The sequence below is a fragment of the Lysinibacillus sp. NPDC094403 genome, assembly GCF_050278745.1.
Lineage (GTDB): Bacteria > Bacillota > Bacilli > Bacillales_A > Planococcaceae > Lysinibacillus.
Genome location: NZ_JBNNTL010000001.1, coordinates 719,372 through 733,370, shown reverse-complemented (window position 1 = coordinate 733,370; position 13,999 = coordinate 719,372). Strand labels below are relative to the sequence as shown.

The following is a 13,999-nucleotide window of genomic DNA, read 5'->3' as shown; positions in this document are numbered from 1 at the left end:
CCATTACCCAAATTCCTATTTTCAACTATATTATGGATCACCACCAAAACGTATGGTTGATTTCCGTTCCAACTGGGCGCTTTCGCGCAGAGCAGAGCTTCCTGGGGGCGTCCGATGAGCCGCTAATCCCCAAGGAGTCGCCCAGCCGTAACGAAGATCAACTTATTTACATAGTAGACGTTTTAACAAAAGTAATCCGCAACTTTTGGGGATGAACCTATATTATGTCGAGGCATAATTGATTAGCGTTTTTTAAAGCCTCTTTCTTCCAAAAGCTGCATTAAATAATGACAAGTAAATTTCGTAGCGCGCAGTCGATTTGTATTACGCATACCCGATAAATGAAGTAAATACGTTATCGGTTCTTCATCGCCAATTGCAATACCAATCCAAACCGTCCCTACTGGTTGATGATCATGGGCTGTAGGACCTGCTGCACCTGTTAATCCGATACCTATATCTGTATCAAACTTTTTACGTACAGCACTAGCCATAGCCGCTGCACATTCACTGCTTACAATCCCATGTGTATTTAATAATTCTTTTGAAATACCGAGCTGATTAATCTTAGCCTCTTCTGTATACGTCACAACGCCACCAACAAGGGCATCCCCTACACCTGGTATCTCTGCAAGCTCTGACTGAAATAATCCCGCTGTTAAACTTTCTGCTGCAGAAATCGTTAACTTATTATCTAGTAACATCTCTACTGTTTTAGAGGCAAGAGAATCATCATCTATACCGTATTGATAGTCCCCAACAAGCGCTTGAATTTCTGCTACCTTTGCGGTAATAAGCTGCTGTGCTTCTTGCTCCGTTTCTGCCTTGGCAGTTACACGCAATGTAACCTCGCCATCAGCAGCAAGTGGAGCAACAGTTGGATTTGTTTGCGAATCTAAAATATTTTGGACGCGTACCTCAAGCTCTGCCTCTCCAATTCCATAAAAACGCATAACATGCGATGTAATAACCCCTCCAGCATTTAACATCGCACCAAGCTTTGGCTTTGCTTCAAACTGGAACATTGGCTCAAGCTCTTTGGGTGGTCCAGGAAGCAAAATATACGTACGCCCATCTTTTGTTAGTATCATGCCTGGTGCCATACCGTGATGGTTTGCAAGCACCCCACTACCAGCTAATATTAGAGCCTGCTTACGATTATTGTCCGTCATTGGACGTCCTCGTTTTGCAAAGAACTGCTCAATATTAGCTAGTGCGATATTATCAAATTCGAGAGAAACATCAAGATGACGAGCAATCGTTTCCTTTGTTAAATCATCCTTTGTAGGACCAAGCCCACCAGAGAAAATGATTAAATCAGCACGAGTCTCTGCAATGGAAATAGCCTCTTCTAAACGTTGTGCATTATCTCCTACAACAGTGTGATAATACACATTTATCCCTAACTCAGACAACTGACTAGAAATGAATCTTGCATTTGTGTTCGAAATTTGACCAAGCAATAACTCTGAGCCAACTGCAAGAATTTCAGCATTCATGATCCTCAAGACCTCTCTTATTTAGACTCAAGTAAGACACGTCGATTTAGATAGAAATAATCCCATCCAGACCACAGTGTAAAGAACAACGCGATATATAACATAATTTTATCAAATGGAATACCAATAAGTGTAAAGATTGTATTGTGTAAAAGTGCTGCTCCGATGGCCATAATTTGGGCCCAAGTTTTAATTTTACCAAGCTGGTTCGCTGCTACAACTTCTCCTTCACCTGCCAATATCAGACGAAGGCCAGTTACTGCAAACTCACGACTGATAATAATAATTATTATCCATGCAGGCGCCATATCAAGCTCTACCATTAAAATAAAAGCTGCTGAAACTAGTAATTTGTCAGCAAGTGGGTCTAAGAATTTCCCAAATGTTGTCACAAGATTATATTTACGTGCATAAAAACCATCCACCCAATCAGTCGTTGAAGCAATAATAAAAATGAGTGCACCTACAAAATGATGAACAGGCATCTCCGCACCGAATAGTGACATTGTTCCCCAGCCAAAATCAAACATCATAACAATGACAAAGAACGGAATAAGTAAGATTCGAGAGATGGTAATTTTATTTGGAATGTTCATTTTTCTAACACCTTTCATGATGAAAGAAAGTAGCCATCGCTAGATGACTACTATTCTTTATTGAAATTGATGACGATGTTTTGCGTTACAATTTGCTGTGCATACGTTAAAGGCTCGTCATTAATGTATACTTTAGCTTGTGTTGAATTACCTAAGCGGATACGAGCATAATTTTGAGAAGTTGCGTCGAATTCTACTACTTCTCCTGCATTATATACACGAGTATCTGTTAGTATTTCTTGTTGCTGTTGGTTTCGAATACCGATAAATGTAGGACCAGATACTTCAATACGTATTTTGAATGTTTTTGCACCTGTTAACGTGTACGAAGTTGTAGCCTTATCCGCTTCAACAGTCCCAGCTGATATCGATTGCTTAACCTCTTCAGTTTGCTTTTCGTCCGGTGTTTCCTGTGTTGAATCTGTTGAGTCTTGTTTGTCATTTGTTTGAGCTTTTTTATTTTCTTTTTCTTTATCTTTTTCTGTATCTATTGGTTTTGCTTTTGTATCATATTCTATTTCTGATGGAGTTGAATCGTCTCTATCATTTGGTCCTGCACTATTTCTAGACTGCATAAGCACCCAAATTGCTACAATAATGACAATGATAAATAAACCAACGATTATTTTTGGCATTGCCTCCATCATTTTAGTAGAAGGGCCCTTTGAAACTTTTCTTCTACTTGGGCTATTCGTTATCGATTGACTTACTTGATTGTTTGTAGTACCTGGCAGCTCGCTTTTATACGTTTCTAAAATTTCCTCTGCGTTCAAATCAACAGCGTCTGCATATTGCTTAATAAAAGCTCGTACATAAAACGAACCAGGCATAATCGAATAATTGCCCTCTTCAATACCTACTAAATAACGCTTTTGAATTTTCGTTATTTCTTGTAAATCGTCTAAGCTGTAGCCTTTAGACAGTCTCGCCTCTTTCAGTCGAGTTCCTAATTCCGCCACTCATAACACCTACTTTAATATCAAATTAAAAATTAAATCCTCCAAATGAATTGGATTCGGACATCAACTGGGTTTTTTCCATTATTTCATACGAAATTTCTTCATCTGGGTGATGACGTAATTCAATGATATAATCAAAATCCTCAATCTTATATTCTGAATGCTGAACAAACATGTCTGGATGCTCGACGACCTTAATGGAAGGCATACTCATCATTTCACGCACTAGTTGTAAATGCCGCTCATCAGTTGAACGACGTGTCACAATGCCATCTAATATAAAAATATTATTGTCACTGAATTCATCACCAGCGAGTTTATTGCGAACAGTCTGCTTAATCATTGTAGATGATAAAAAAATCCACTTTTTATTGGCACATACACTTGCCGCTACAATTGACTCGGTTTTGCCAACACGAGGCATTCCACGTATTCCAATGAGCTTATGTCCTTCTTTTTTAAATAGCTCAGCCATAAAGTCAACTAAAATACCAAGTTCATCTCGTACAAAGCGGAAGGTATTTTTTTCATCTGCATCTCGAGGAATATAATGACCGTGCCTAATGGCTAAACGATCACGGAGTTTAGGTTGTCGAAATTTGGTCACGTTAATATGTTCCATTGTCGAAACAATTGTACGAAAACGCTCAATTGTCTCATCATTGTCTGCATGCACTAACATACCACGTCGATCCTCATCGACACCATTTATTGAAATAATATTGACACGAAGCATCCCTAAAAGTGAAGCAATATCTCCTAATAATCCAGGGCGATTCACCTGAATTTCATATTCAAAGTACCAATCGCTCAAAACACATTCGTTCCCTTCCTATTAGTTAACGTAAAAAATCCTTTATAAGTTCCATCATAGCTGATTTTTTATGTAATGGAAAGTTAGAATACATGGAATTATGGTGTTATTTTTAAAAACTTACTAATTTTTTTTTGAACGTTTAAAATAGGCTTACATACGTTCCCTTTTCTATGCGAAAATTGTTTTTTTATATAAAAAAAAGAGGAGATAGCTCTCCTCTTTTTTTACTGTACATGCTTAGTTTGTACAAGTTTAACGACACAATTCGCCAATGCATGTTTTTCATCTTCAGAGGCAACGCTCCATAAATCCGACAGCACTCGCTCTTGTTCATTTTTAGGATCGACATTTGTCGCCAAATATTCCCCAATTTGTACAGCAGCTGATTGAATCATTTTCTTTGGCATGCCGCTTGATTCGGCTTGCATAACATTTTGACCTAAAAACGATGTCCATTTTTGCCAGTTTTCTAAAATGGTCATATGTTCCTCCTCCTTTACACATGTAGTATGTGCAAAAAAGAACATTATATGTACCAGCCACCGTTTAATCTAATTATTTGTCCCGTTACATAATCTGCATTGCCAGAAAGGTAAAAGCGCACCATTTCAGCAACATCTGTTGTTTGTCCAATTATACCTAGGGGAATGTCCTCTAAAATATATTCAAGCTCCTCTTCGCTTAAATGACTGTTCATCGATGTATTAATAAAGCCAGGGGCAATGGCATTAACACGAATTCGTGAAAGTGCCACTTCTTTCGCATATGACTTCACAAAAGCATGCTGGGCGCCCTTCACAGCCGCGTAAAGTGCTTCACCTGCCGATCCAGCCTCTCCCCAAATCGAACCGATAAAAAGCACATAGCTGACATCATGAGCGCGAAGCTTTGATGACAGCAATGCCGTCAGATGCATTGGATTTTGCACATGGACACGCCATAATGCATCCATATCCTCCACCGTAGTATCTTCAAGAAGAGAATAATGCGCCTGACCATTTGCAAAAACAATCGCTTGCACATCAAATATTTGTGAAGCTAACAATTGCGCCCCAGATATGTTCGAAAAATCTGCCTGTACAAGCATAAATTCCTGTTCAGGGAAGCTTTCTGAAAGGGAGCAGTATAAAACCTGTGCTGCTTTCTCATTGTTTGAAAAGTGTATGTAGAGGGACCAGCCGTCTTTTGCCAGACTCTGACAAATAGCACGACCAATCTCACCAGATGCACCTAATACAAGGGCAAACTTTTTCACTGTACACCCTTTTCTGTAGGTAAAATTTTAAAGACAGTTTGTTGAGACTCACCTTGAACTGAAGAAAATGCTTTTTTCAAATCTTCGATCGTTAGTTCTTCTAGTACAGGCACGACATCGAACAAATTCATATCGTTAAACGAATAACGTGTAAATTGGTTGGCGATAAATTCAATAGAGTTCAGAGCACGTAGGAAGAAACCAATTTTTTTACGTTTTACTCGTTCTAAATCGACACTTTCAAATTGTGCATCTCCATCAAATTTTGCTAATTCTTCCTTAATAGCTTTCTCTAATGCAGCCGGCTCTGTAGAATCTGAGCCAATCATAGCAAAACCAAAACCATTTTCTAACGTGAAATCAAATGCATACGTTTCATCAATTAAACCATCTTCATAGACACGCTCATAAAAATTAGATGTACGTCCAAAAATAAGCTCAAGTGCGATTTGAACAGACAGCTCATGTTTTAACATGTCACGACCGGAAAGATTTGTTTCTTTTGCTTTTAAGCCGATATAAACCTTTGGCTTTTGTACATCCATATGCAACTCGCGTTCTTTAATAGCGACCTCAGTCGGTTCTTTATCAAAGAAGCGTTGAATTGGTGTTGGTTCAGGGAATTCTTTTTTGCCTTGATTGTCACGAATAAACGTCATCATTTCATTAGGATCTACTGCGCCTATGACAAACAATAACATATTGGACGGATGATAAAATGTATTGTAGCACGTGTATAAATGGTCCGCTGTAATGCCATCAATCGACTCTATTGTACCAGCGATATCAATTTTTACTGGGTGATTATGATACATATTTTCGATTGCACCAAAATATAGGCGCCAATCTGGCTGATCATCGTACATTGTAATTTCCTGACCAATTATGCCCTTCTCCTTATTGACTGTTGCTTCAGTAAAGTAAGGCTCTTGAACAAAATTTAATAATGTTTCTGTGCTGTTATAAATATTGTTCGTCGAAGAAAATAAATACGCTGTACGTGTAAATGATGTAAAGGCATTGGCTGAAGCGCCGAATTCACTAAACTTTTGGAAGACATCTCCATCTTCTTTTTCAAACATTTTATGCTCTAAGAAGTGGGCAATGCCATCCGGTACTGTAATGCTTTCAGTTCCACCAATTGGCACAAATGTACGATCAACAGAACCGTATTTTGTGGTAAACGTCACAAATGTTTTGGAAAAGCCTTTTTTCGGTAAAATATAGACATCTAAGCCATTCTCTAATTTTTCATAATACAATGTTTCATCTAATTGTTTGAATTCAATTGTTTTCATTGTGCGGCTTGCTCCTTCCCAGATAAGAAATAGACCGCTTCAAGCTGTACTTGCTTTGCCATTTCAACAATATCTTCCTTTGTTACAGCTTTCCATTTGTTTGCCCAAGTTTCAACAGAGAACTCCTCAGGTAAATCTTTATATTGGTCAAAAATTTCTATTTGTCCTCGTGCAGAATCCAATGATTCTTTTAGCTGATTCGTCAGCATTGCCTTTGTTTGCTCTATTTCCAAATCTGTAATATCGCCTGCTTGCATAACAGCAAGTTGTTCCTTAATAAGTGTTAGTGCTTTTTCTTCATTCTTTGGTTCAATCCCAGACACAACAAAGACTAAGCCATAATGTGATGCATATGAACTTGACGCATAGTAGGCTAAACTTTCCTTTTCACGAACATTCATAAATAATTTGGCATGAGGATAGCCACCGAATACACCATTAAAGATTTGCATTTTGGCGAAATCAGGGTCACCAAATCGTACTGGTGTACTAAAGCCAATATGCATCTTCCCTTGCTTCATTTCTTGTTGTTCACGCACATAATCATTTTGTGGATGCTGTTGCGGAAGCACAGCAGGGACTTCTTCAGGTGTACGATCATTAAATGGTAGCGCTTTTTTCAGTTTCGCTACGATTTCGTCTTCATTGATATCACCCGCGACATAAATGTCTATTTTATCGTCAGCAAGCATGGATTGATATGCTTCAAACAATGACGTAGGGGTAATTTTTTGAATGTCCTCGACAGTTCCGTTAGCAGAAATAGAGGCTGGTTCATTTGGACGTAAAATTTGTTGAATGCGTTGCTGCGCAAAACGTGATTTATCGTCAAAAATGGACTCAATACGCTGAATGACCGTTTTCTTTTCACGTTCTACAATAGATTCCTTAAATACATCGTTTTCTAAATTTGGTTCAAATATTGCTGTATGCAATAAATCAAGTACCTCGTTTAAAACACTTGTATTTGCCAAAAAATGATCATTAACGGTTTCTACATTCATCAGTACTGTATGTTCATTACCACGTTTAGCTGTGTCAAAATATAACACTGTGCCATACAAATCATCCAAGAAACTTCGGAATGCAGCTGTTGTCTTATATTTAGCATTACTGTGTTGCAACACATTTGTTAACACTGTACGTTCAGACGCATTTGTGGCCGTTAATGCTCTTCTCCATTTAATTGAAAAATTTACGGTTTTAAATTGGGTTGTTTGTCGGATATGCAAATTTACACCTTTTGCAAAAGGTATTGTTTTAAACATATATAGAACCCTCCTTATCTTTCTTAATATAACAAAGTACTACACATACTATACATGTCTATTGTCTATAATTGCAAAAAGAATCCAAAGTATGTATATGATATGTGTGAAATTGCATTTGGTTGATTGATGAACCTGTTTATACTAGCAAATAAAGATCAACCTCCAACCATTATTTTCCCAAACACTCAAGATATGTACAAGGAAAAAGACTGAGCATTTTCGCCCAGTCTTTAGTGTAAATAATTATCTATTTTTTAGCGTTTACCCTTAATATAAGGTTGACCACTAGCTTTTGGCGCATTTGCTTTACCGATAAATCCTGCTAATGCAAAAATCGTTAAGACATACGGTAAAATTTGTAGGTACACAGCAGGAACATCTTGAATGTAAGGAATTCCGCTTCCTGCAATACTTAACGTTTGCGCTACTCCAAAGAATAATGCTGCACCTAATGCACCGATTGGATGCCATTTCCCGAAAATCATTGCTGCAATGGCCATAAAGCCTTGACCGGCAATTGTTGCATGTGAGAAATTAAGTGTAATTGATTGTGCGTATACTGCCCCACCAAGACCACCTAATGCCCCAGAGATAACAACAGCAATATAGCGCATTCTATTAACATTTACGCCCATCGTATCTGCAGCCATTGGATGTTCACCAACAGCGCGTAAGCGTAATCCAAACGGTGTTTTATAAATGATAAACCATGCCCCAATAGCTACTGCAAAAGCTAATATCGATGTACTGTAGACATTTTGGAATAATAATGGACCAAAAAACGGGATGTCCTCTAAATAAGGGATAGCGAAACGATTTATTGCACGGGCTTGGTCAATCATATCTGTTTGACCTTTACCATAAATCATTTTTACTAAGAATACAGTTACCGCTAAACCTAATAAGTTGATAGCAACACCCGATACCGTTTGATCTGCACGGAAGGAAATCGAAGCAACTGCATGGAGAAGTGCGAAGATTCCCCCTATAATGACAGCTGCCAGCATTGCCACCCAAACCGTTGCTGCACCGAATGTCGAAGCAAATTCTAGATTAACAAAAATACCAACAAATGCACCAACAATCATTAAACCTTCTAGTCCGATGTTGACAACACCAGAACGTTCAGAGAATACACCACCGATTGCCGTAAAAATTAAGGGTGTTGCATAAAGAATTGCAGAAGGGATGATGAAATATAACATTTCTAAAAAGCTCATGTTATTGCCCCTCCTTTTTCTTGCTCAATTTTTGTAATGCTACTCGTATGATATAGCCTGATGCTACAAAGAAAATAATTAAGGCAATAATAATAGATACGATTTCCTCTGGAATACCCGCAGCATTTGGCATATTTAGCGCTCCGTATTTAAGTGAGCCGAATAATGAAGCCCCAAATACTACCCCTAGTGGTGTGTTGGCACCAAGTAAGGCAACGGCGATACCATCGAAACCTATACCAGTAAAGCCTGGTTTAATAGAGGCGTTTCCGAAAGTACCTAGTGCCTCCATCGCACCACCAAGACCAGCGAACATACCTGAAATCGTCATAGCTAAAATAATGTTTTTATTAACGCTCATACCAGCATATTCTGCAGCATGTTTGTTAAAGCCTACCGCTTTTAGCTCATATCCACGTGTTGTTTTTTCTAAAATGAACCACATAACTACTACCATTAATAGTGCAACAATGATCCCATAGTGAAGACTTGAATTGTCTGTAAGCTCTCTTAAAAACGGAGAACGTAAAGAAGCTGATTCATGAACACGTTCTGTTTTAAAGCTACCGTCAGACAATTTTTTAATCACTGCATTCGCAATATAAAGTGCAGTGTAGTTTAACATAATTGTCGCAATAACTTCGTGAACTTTAAATTTCGCTTTTAAGAAACCTGCAATAAAGGCCCAAAATGCACCTGCAGCTGCTGCCGCAAGTAATGCTAATGGTAAGTGAATAATTTTAGGTAGTTCAAATGCATAGCCTACCCATGCAGCTGCTAACCAACCTAAAATTAGCTGACCTTCAACACCGATGTTGAATAAACCTGTGCGGAAGGCAAATGCTACCGCAAGACCCGCCAATATGTACGGTGTTATTTGACGGATTGTGTTCCCAATTGAATATGAATCTCCGAAAATACCTGTCCAAAGGGCACTATAACCTTGTACTGGGTCATAGCCGCTGACTACCATTACGATAGCACCAACAATTAAACCGATAATGATAGAGATGATAGGAACGAGTATATTAATGACACGATTAGACATTAGTCGTTCCCCTCCTTAGCATCATTCATGTTATTTTTACTACTTTGTCCTGCCATTAATAGACCAAGCTCTTGTTCTGTTGTTTCTTTTGGATGTAACTCATCAACAATTTGACCATCATAAATAACAGCGATACGGTCAGAAACATTCATGACTTCATCTAATTCAAAAGAAATTAACAGTACTGCTTTTCCTTTATCACGTTGCTCGATAAGGCGAGAGTGAATAAATTCAATAGCACCTACGTCAAGGCCACGTGTCGGTAAAGCAGCAATCAATAAATCTGGATTACGATCAATTTCACGACCGATAATAGCTTTTTGCTGGTTACCACCTGAAAGGGCACGTGCTGGAGTCATTTCACCATTACCAGTACGCACATCATATTCCTCAATGATTTGGCGTGCTTTTTCAGACACTTTCTTATAGTCCATGACAAAGCCCTTAGCGATTGGAGACTGATAATATGTTTGTAATGCGATATTATGGCCAATTGGGAAATCTAATACTAAACCGTGCTTATGGCGGTCTTGTGGGATATGCCCAACGCCTTCCTCAGTTATTTTTCGAGGTTTCATATTTGTAATATCTTTGCCATTTAATTTAACAGAACCACTCTTTATTTTACGTAGACCAGTTATGGCTTCGATTAACTCAGATTGTCCGTTGCCATCGATACCTGCGATACCAACAATTTCACCTTTTCGTACTTTTAAGTTCAGGCCTTTTACTTTATCGATATTACGGTAGTCTGTAACAATTAAGTTTTCGATTATAAGTACTTCATCAGTTGGTTTTGCTTCTGTTTTTTCTGTTTTAAATTCGACTTGGCGACCAACCATCATTTCAGCTAATTGGTTCGGATTTGTTTCAGCAGTTATTACTGTTCCAATCCCTTCACCTTTTCGAATAATCGTCACACGATCAGAGACTTCCATAATTTCTTTTAGTTTATGAGTAATTAAAATAATAGATTTGCCCTCTGCAATTAAACGGCGCATAATTTGAATTAACTCAGTAATCTCCTGTGGTGTTAAAGATGCCGTAGGTTCGTCAAAGATTAAAATTTCTGCACCACGGTATAGTGTTTTTAAAATTTCAACTCGCTGTTGCATCCCTACAGTAATATCTTCGATTTTGGCATATGGATCAACATCTAAACCATATTTTTCAGAAAGTGCTTGCACTTTCTTTGCCGCATCTTTAATGTTTACAATCCCCATTTTTGTAGGTTCAGAACCTAAAATAATGTTCTCGGTCACTGTGAAATTTTCCACTAACATAAAGTGTTGATGGACCATGCCAATCCCTAAATCGTTGGCCACATTTGGGTTTGTAATTTTAACAGCCTTCCCACGAACTCGAATTTCGCCACCCTCTGGTTGATACAAACCAAAAAGGACGTTCATTAAAGTCGATTTACCTGCACCATTTTCACCTAATAATGCATGGATTTCGCCTTTTTTCAGTTGGAGGGTGATGTTATTATTCGCCACGAAATTACCGAATTCTTTTCGGATTCCTAGCATCTCAATCACGTGTTCCAATTTCGTCACTCCCTTAATAGGCACTTTTATCAATTTCGCCTTAGCGTAATTGTGGCTGTCGCCTTGCTATCGCCACAGAAAACATTTTGTAGCTGTAGCTACAGATAAACAATACGTCCAATTTTTGAAACAGTTATTTAGATTTGTTTGAGACAAACTTAATAATACTAGCCATAGTCACTGTTAGTTCAACGTTTTTTCACATCGACAGCACTGACTTCAGCCAGAGGTTCCATCTTCGTTCAGCGGCATTATACACCCTATTAACAAAAAATTCACGCATATTTTGTCCCACTAATAGAGGTAGATATTCTTCTGAATGAAGATAAATTAATACAGGAAAGGTCATCGTTAGAAACCTTTCTTCTATTAACTTGTTACCATCATTACTATTCTTACGATAAACTCATAGAAAAATTACTACCTCTATGGTAACTAAATTTAATCAAATAGAGTATTGCAAATAGTCAAAATATAACGATAGATTGAAAAATCATCATAAGGGCCTTTTTACAGTCCCTTATGATGATCAAAAGATGAATTATTTTTTCACTTTTTCTGGAACTTTAATTTCACCTTTAGCAATTTTTTCTTTATATTCGTCAATTACAGTTTGTACCTCTGCTGGAATTGCACCGCGAGAATCTGCAAGTTTCACTCCGTCTTCAGCTAAACCATAAGTAAGTGTTTTGCCTCCTGGGAATTCACCGTTTTTCGCTTTATTTGAAATATCAACAACTGCTGTGTTAACACCTTTTAACATAGAAGTTAAAGTTACATTTGTTTTATCGTCTACTTTACCTTCTTCGTATTGGTCAGCGTCTACACCAATTACCCATACATTTGCATTAGGGTCTTTTTTCTTACGTTCTTTTGCCTCAGAGAATACACCGTTACCAGTTGCACCAGCAGCGTGGAAGATTACATCTACACCTGAAGAGTACATGCTGTTTGCAGTAATTTTACCAAGGTCAGCTTTATCGAATGCACCAGTGTATTTTGATTGGATTTCGATTTTTGGATTTACAGCTTTTGCACCTTCAACGAATCCAGCTTGGAAGCGGTTAATAACTGGAATATCTACGCCACCTACGAAACCGATTTTACCTGATTTAGACATTTTCGCAGCAGCTACACCAGCTAAGAAAGCGCCTTCTTGCTCTTTGAAAAGAACACTAACTACGTTGTCTGCTTTTACTTCAGCATCGATTAATGCAAAATGTTTTTCCGGGTTGTCTGCAGCAACAGCTTCAACTGCGTCAGCCATCATGAAACCGATTCCATAAACTAAATCAAAGTTACGACGTATTAAGTTGTTTAAGTTTGTTTCATAGTCTGCGTCTGTTTTTGATTGTAAGTAGTCGATGCCACCTTCACCTTGTTTTAGGTTATGTTCTTTACCGTAAGCTTGAACACCTTCCCAAGCAGATTGGTTGAATGATTTATCATCAACGCCACCTACGTCAGTAACCATTGCTACTGAGAACGCTTCTCCTTTGTTACTTTCGCCTGATGATGCATTTTCATTTTCTTTTTCTTTTGCAGGTTTTTCTTCTTTCGCACCACATGCACCTAGAATTGCACTTGCAGCTAATACTGATGATAATACTAAACCAAATTTACGTTTTTTCATTTTGTTAACCCCCCAAAGGTATTGTAATTAGCAGGAAAAAATTTAGAAATGTTCTACACCCGTTTACGAACTACATGGAAGCTGAATTTATCAGCTCGGAAATAATTTTTTGAATACAGCACTACTTGATCATGATCATCGTAATGCAACTGCTTTAATACTAAAAGAGCTGTTTCACGCCCGCAATTTAAAATCGGTGAAGCTTGCTCATGATACCCTATTGGATCAATATATGTAACAGCATAGGCAACATGAATTTTACCGGATTGTTCAAGTGCAGAGAAAAGTGAAACTTCTTTTTTTTCTACAAAGTCAGTTGGCAGGAAGCTTGCTGGTAATCTGTCTATGCAGTAAACTACTGGCTCGCCATCCGCTGTTCTGACACGTTCAATTGTGAGTATTTTATCTTCGCCATCACATTGGAAGCGTTTTAAATCTTCCTCAGAAGGTATGTTTTCCGTCGCCTTTAAAAAGCGGGAACCGGGTTCCATACCTGCTGCCTCGATCATAGAAGAAATGCTCGATAAATGCTCGATACCTGATGTAAACAACGGCTTAGGGTTTACAAATGTACCAACCCCATGTCGACGCACAATAACATTTTCCTCTTCCAACAGTCGTAGCGCTTCTCTAAGTGTTGCTCGACTGACTCCTAGTGATTTCGATAATTCAAACTCTGAAGGCAGTTTTTCATTTTCTTTAAAAACGCCTGTTTCAATGTCAGACTTTAAACGATCAATTACTTGAAGATAGAGATGACGATGATCTGCTTTAATAGTCACATATATCACCACCAAAATCAGAGATCAGACATCTGATGTACAACATTCCTACTAATCGTTCATAAATATAACAT

13 protein-coding genes are annotated in these 13,999 nt (G+C 38.1%); all 13 read right to left on the bottom strand.

Annotated elements, in window-relative coordinates; genetic code table 11:
- Positions 1-242: 242 nt before the first annotated feature.
- Positions 243-1,499, bottom strand: coding sequence for a competence/damage-inducible protein A (locus ACQKMV_RS03300; protein WP_427502339.1), 1,257 nt, complete (start codon positions 1,497-1,499; stop codon positions 243-245).
- A 17-nt stretch (positions 1,500-1,516) separates the two neighbouring features.
- Positions 1,517-2,095 (bottom strand): CDP-diacylglycerol--glycerol-3-phosphate 3-phosphatidyltransferase, encoded by a 579-nt coding sequence (pgsA, locus tag ACQKMV_RS03295; protein WP_427502338.1) that lies wholly within the window; start codon positions 2,093-2,095, stop codon positions 1,517-1,519.
- A 50-nt stretch (positions 2,096-2,145) separates the two neighbouring features.
- Positions 2,146-3,054 carry a helix-turn-helix domain-containing protein gene (locus ACQKMV_RS03290; RefSeq protein WP_427502337.1) on the bottom strand — a complete coding sequence of 303 codons (909 nt, stop codon included), beginning with the start codon at positions 3,052-3,054 and terminating at the stop codon, positions 2,146-2,148.
- Between the two features lie 25 nt (positions 3,055-3,079).
- The gene (locus ACQKMV_RS03285; RefSeq protein ID WP_427502336.1) at positions 3,080-3,868 is read right to left on the bottom strand and encodes a DUF3388 domain-containing protein; all 789 of its coding nucleotides are present in this window, start codon (positions 3,866-3,868) and stop codon (positions 3,080-3,082) included.
- A 227-nt stretch (positions 3,869-4,095) separates the two neighbouring features.
- The gene (locus ACQKMV_RS03280; protein WP_427423848.1) at positions 4,096-4,353 is read right to left on the bottom strand and encodes a DUF3243 domain-containing protein; all 258 of its coding nucleotides are present in this window, start codon (positions 4,351-4,353) and stop codon (positions 4,096-4,098) included.
- Positions 4,354-4,397: 44 nt separating this feature from the next.
- The gene (gene ymfI / locus ACQKMV_RS03275) at positions 4,398-5,126 is read right to left on the bottom strand and encodes an elongation factor P 5-aminopentanone reductase (protein ID WP_427502335.1); all 729 of its coding nucleotides are present in this window, start codon (positions 5,124-5,126) and stop codon (positions 4,398-4,400) included.
- Complete coding sequence (yfmH, locus tag ACQKMV_RS03270) at positions 5,123-6,424, bottom strand: EF-P 5-aminopentanol modification-associated protein YfmH (protein ID WP_427502334.1); 1,302 nt, start codon at positions 6,422-6,424, stop codon at positions 5,123-5,125. The genes ymfI and yfmH overlap by 4 nt, the downstream gene beginning before the upstream one ends.
- On the bottom strand, positions 6,421-7,692 hold the full coding sequence (yfmF, locus tag ACQKMV_RS03265; protein ID WP_427502333.1) for an EF-P 5-aminopentanol modification-associated protein YfmF: 1,272 nt from the start codon (positions 7,690-7,692) through the stop codon (positions 6,421-6,423). Before yfmF ends, yfmH begins: the two co-directional genes overlap by 4 nt.
- 257 nt (positions 7,693-7,949) lie before the next feature.
- Entirely contained in the window at positions 7,950-8,915 is a 966-nt protein-coding gene (locus ACQKMV_RS03260; RefSeq protein ID WP_427502332.1) for an ABC transporter permease, read from the bottom strand.
- A 1-nt stretch (position 8,916) separates the two neighbouring features.
- Positions 8,917-9,963, bottom strand: a complete 1,047-nt coding sequence (locus ACQKMV_RS03255; RefSeq protein WP_427502331.1) for an ABC transporter permease — start codon at positions 9,961-9,963, stop codon at positions 8,917-8,919.
- Positions 9,963-11,510, bottom strand: a complete 1,548-nt coding sequence (locus tag ACQKMV_RS03250; protein ID WP_427502330.1) for an ABC transporter ATP-binding protein — start codon at positions 11,508-11,510, stop codon at positions 9,963-9,965. The genes ACQKMV_RS03255 and ACQKMV_RS03250 overlap by 1 nt, the downstream gene beginning before the upstream one ends.
- Before the next feature lie 541 nt (positions 11,511-12,051).
- Positions 12,052-13,143 carry a BMP family lipoprotein gene (locus ACQKMV_RS03245; protein WP_427502329.1) on the bottom strand — a complete coding sequence of 364 codons (1,092 nt, stop codon included), beginning with the start codon at positions 13,141-13,143 and terminating at the stop codon, positions 12,052-12,054.
- Between the two features lie 53 nt (positions 13,144-13,196).
- Positions 13,197-13,925 (bottom strand): GntR family transcriptional regulator, encoded by a 729-nt coding sequence (locus ACQKMV_RS03240; protein WP_427502328.1) that lies wholly within the window; start codon positions 13,923-13,925, stop codon positions 13,197-13,199.
- Between the last annotated feature and the right edge of the window lie 74 nt (positions 13,926-13,999).

What these genes read in the sequence shown, in the direction of transcription:
- pgsA (WP_427502338.1), bottom strand. Translation starts at nt 2,095, where the DNA reads ATGAACATTCCAAATAAAATTACCATCTCTCGAATCTTACTTATTCCG.
- ACQKMV_RS03260 (WP_427502332.1), bottom strand. Translation starts at nt 8,915, where the DNA reads ATGAGCTTTTTAGAAATGTTATATTTCATCATCCCTTCTGCAATTCTT.
- yfmH (WP_427502334.1), bottom strand. Translation starts at nt 6,424, where the DNA reads ATGAAAACAATTGAATTCAAACAATTAGATGAAACATTGTATTATGAA.
- ACQKMV_RS03245 (WP_427502329.1), bottom strand. Translation starts at nt 13,143, where the DNA reads ATGAAAAAACGTAAATTTGGTTTAGTATTATCATCAGTATTAGCTGCA.
- yfmF (WP_427502333.1), bottom strand. Translation starts at nt 7,692, where the DNA reads ATGTTTAAAACAATACCTTTTGCAAAAGGTGTAAATTTGCATATCCGA.
- ACQKMV_RS03300 (WP_427502339.1), bottom strand. Translation starts at nt 1,499, where the DNA reads ATGAATGCTGAAATTCTTGCAGTTGGCTCAGAGTTATTGCTTGGTCAA.
- ACQKMV_RS03255 (WP_427502331.1), bottom strand. Translation starts at nt 9,963, where the DNA reads ATGTCTAATCGTGTCATTAATATACTCGTTCCTATCATCTCTATCATT.
- ACQKMV_RS03280 (WP_427423848.1), bottom strand. Translation starts at nt 4,353, where the DNA reads ATGACCATTTTAGAAAACTGGCAAAAATGGACATCGTTTTTAGGTCAA.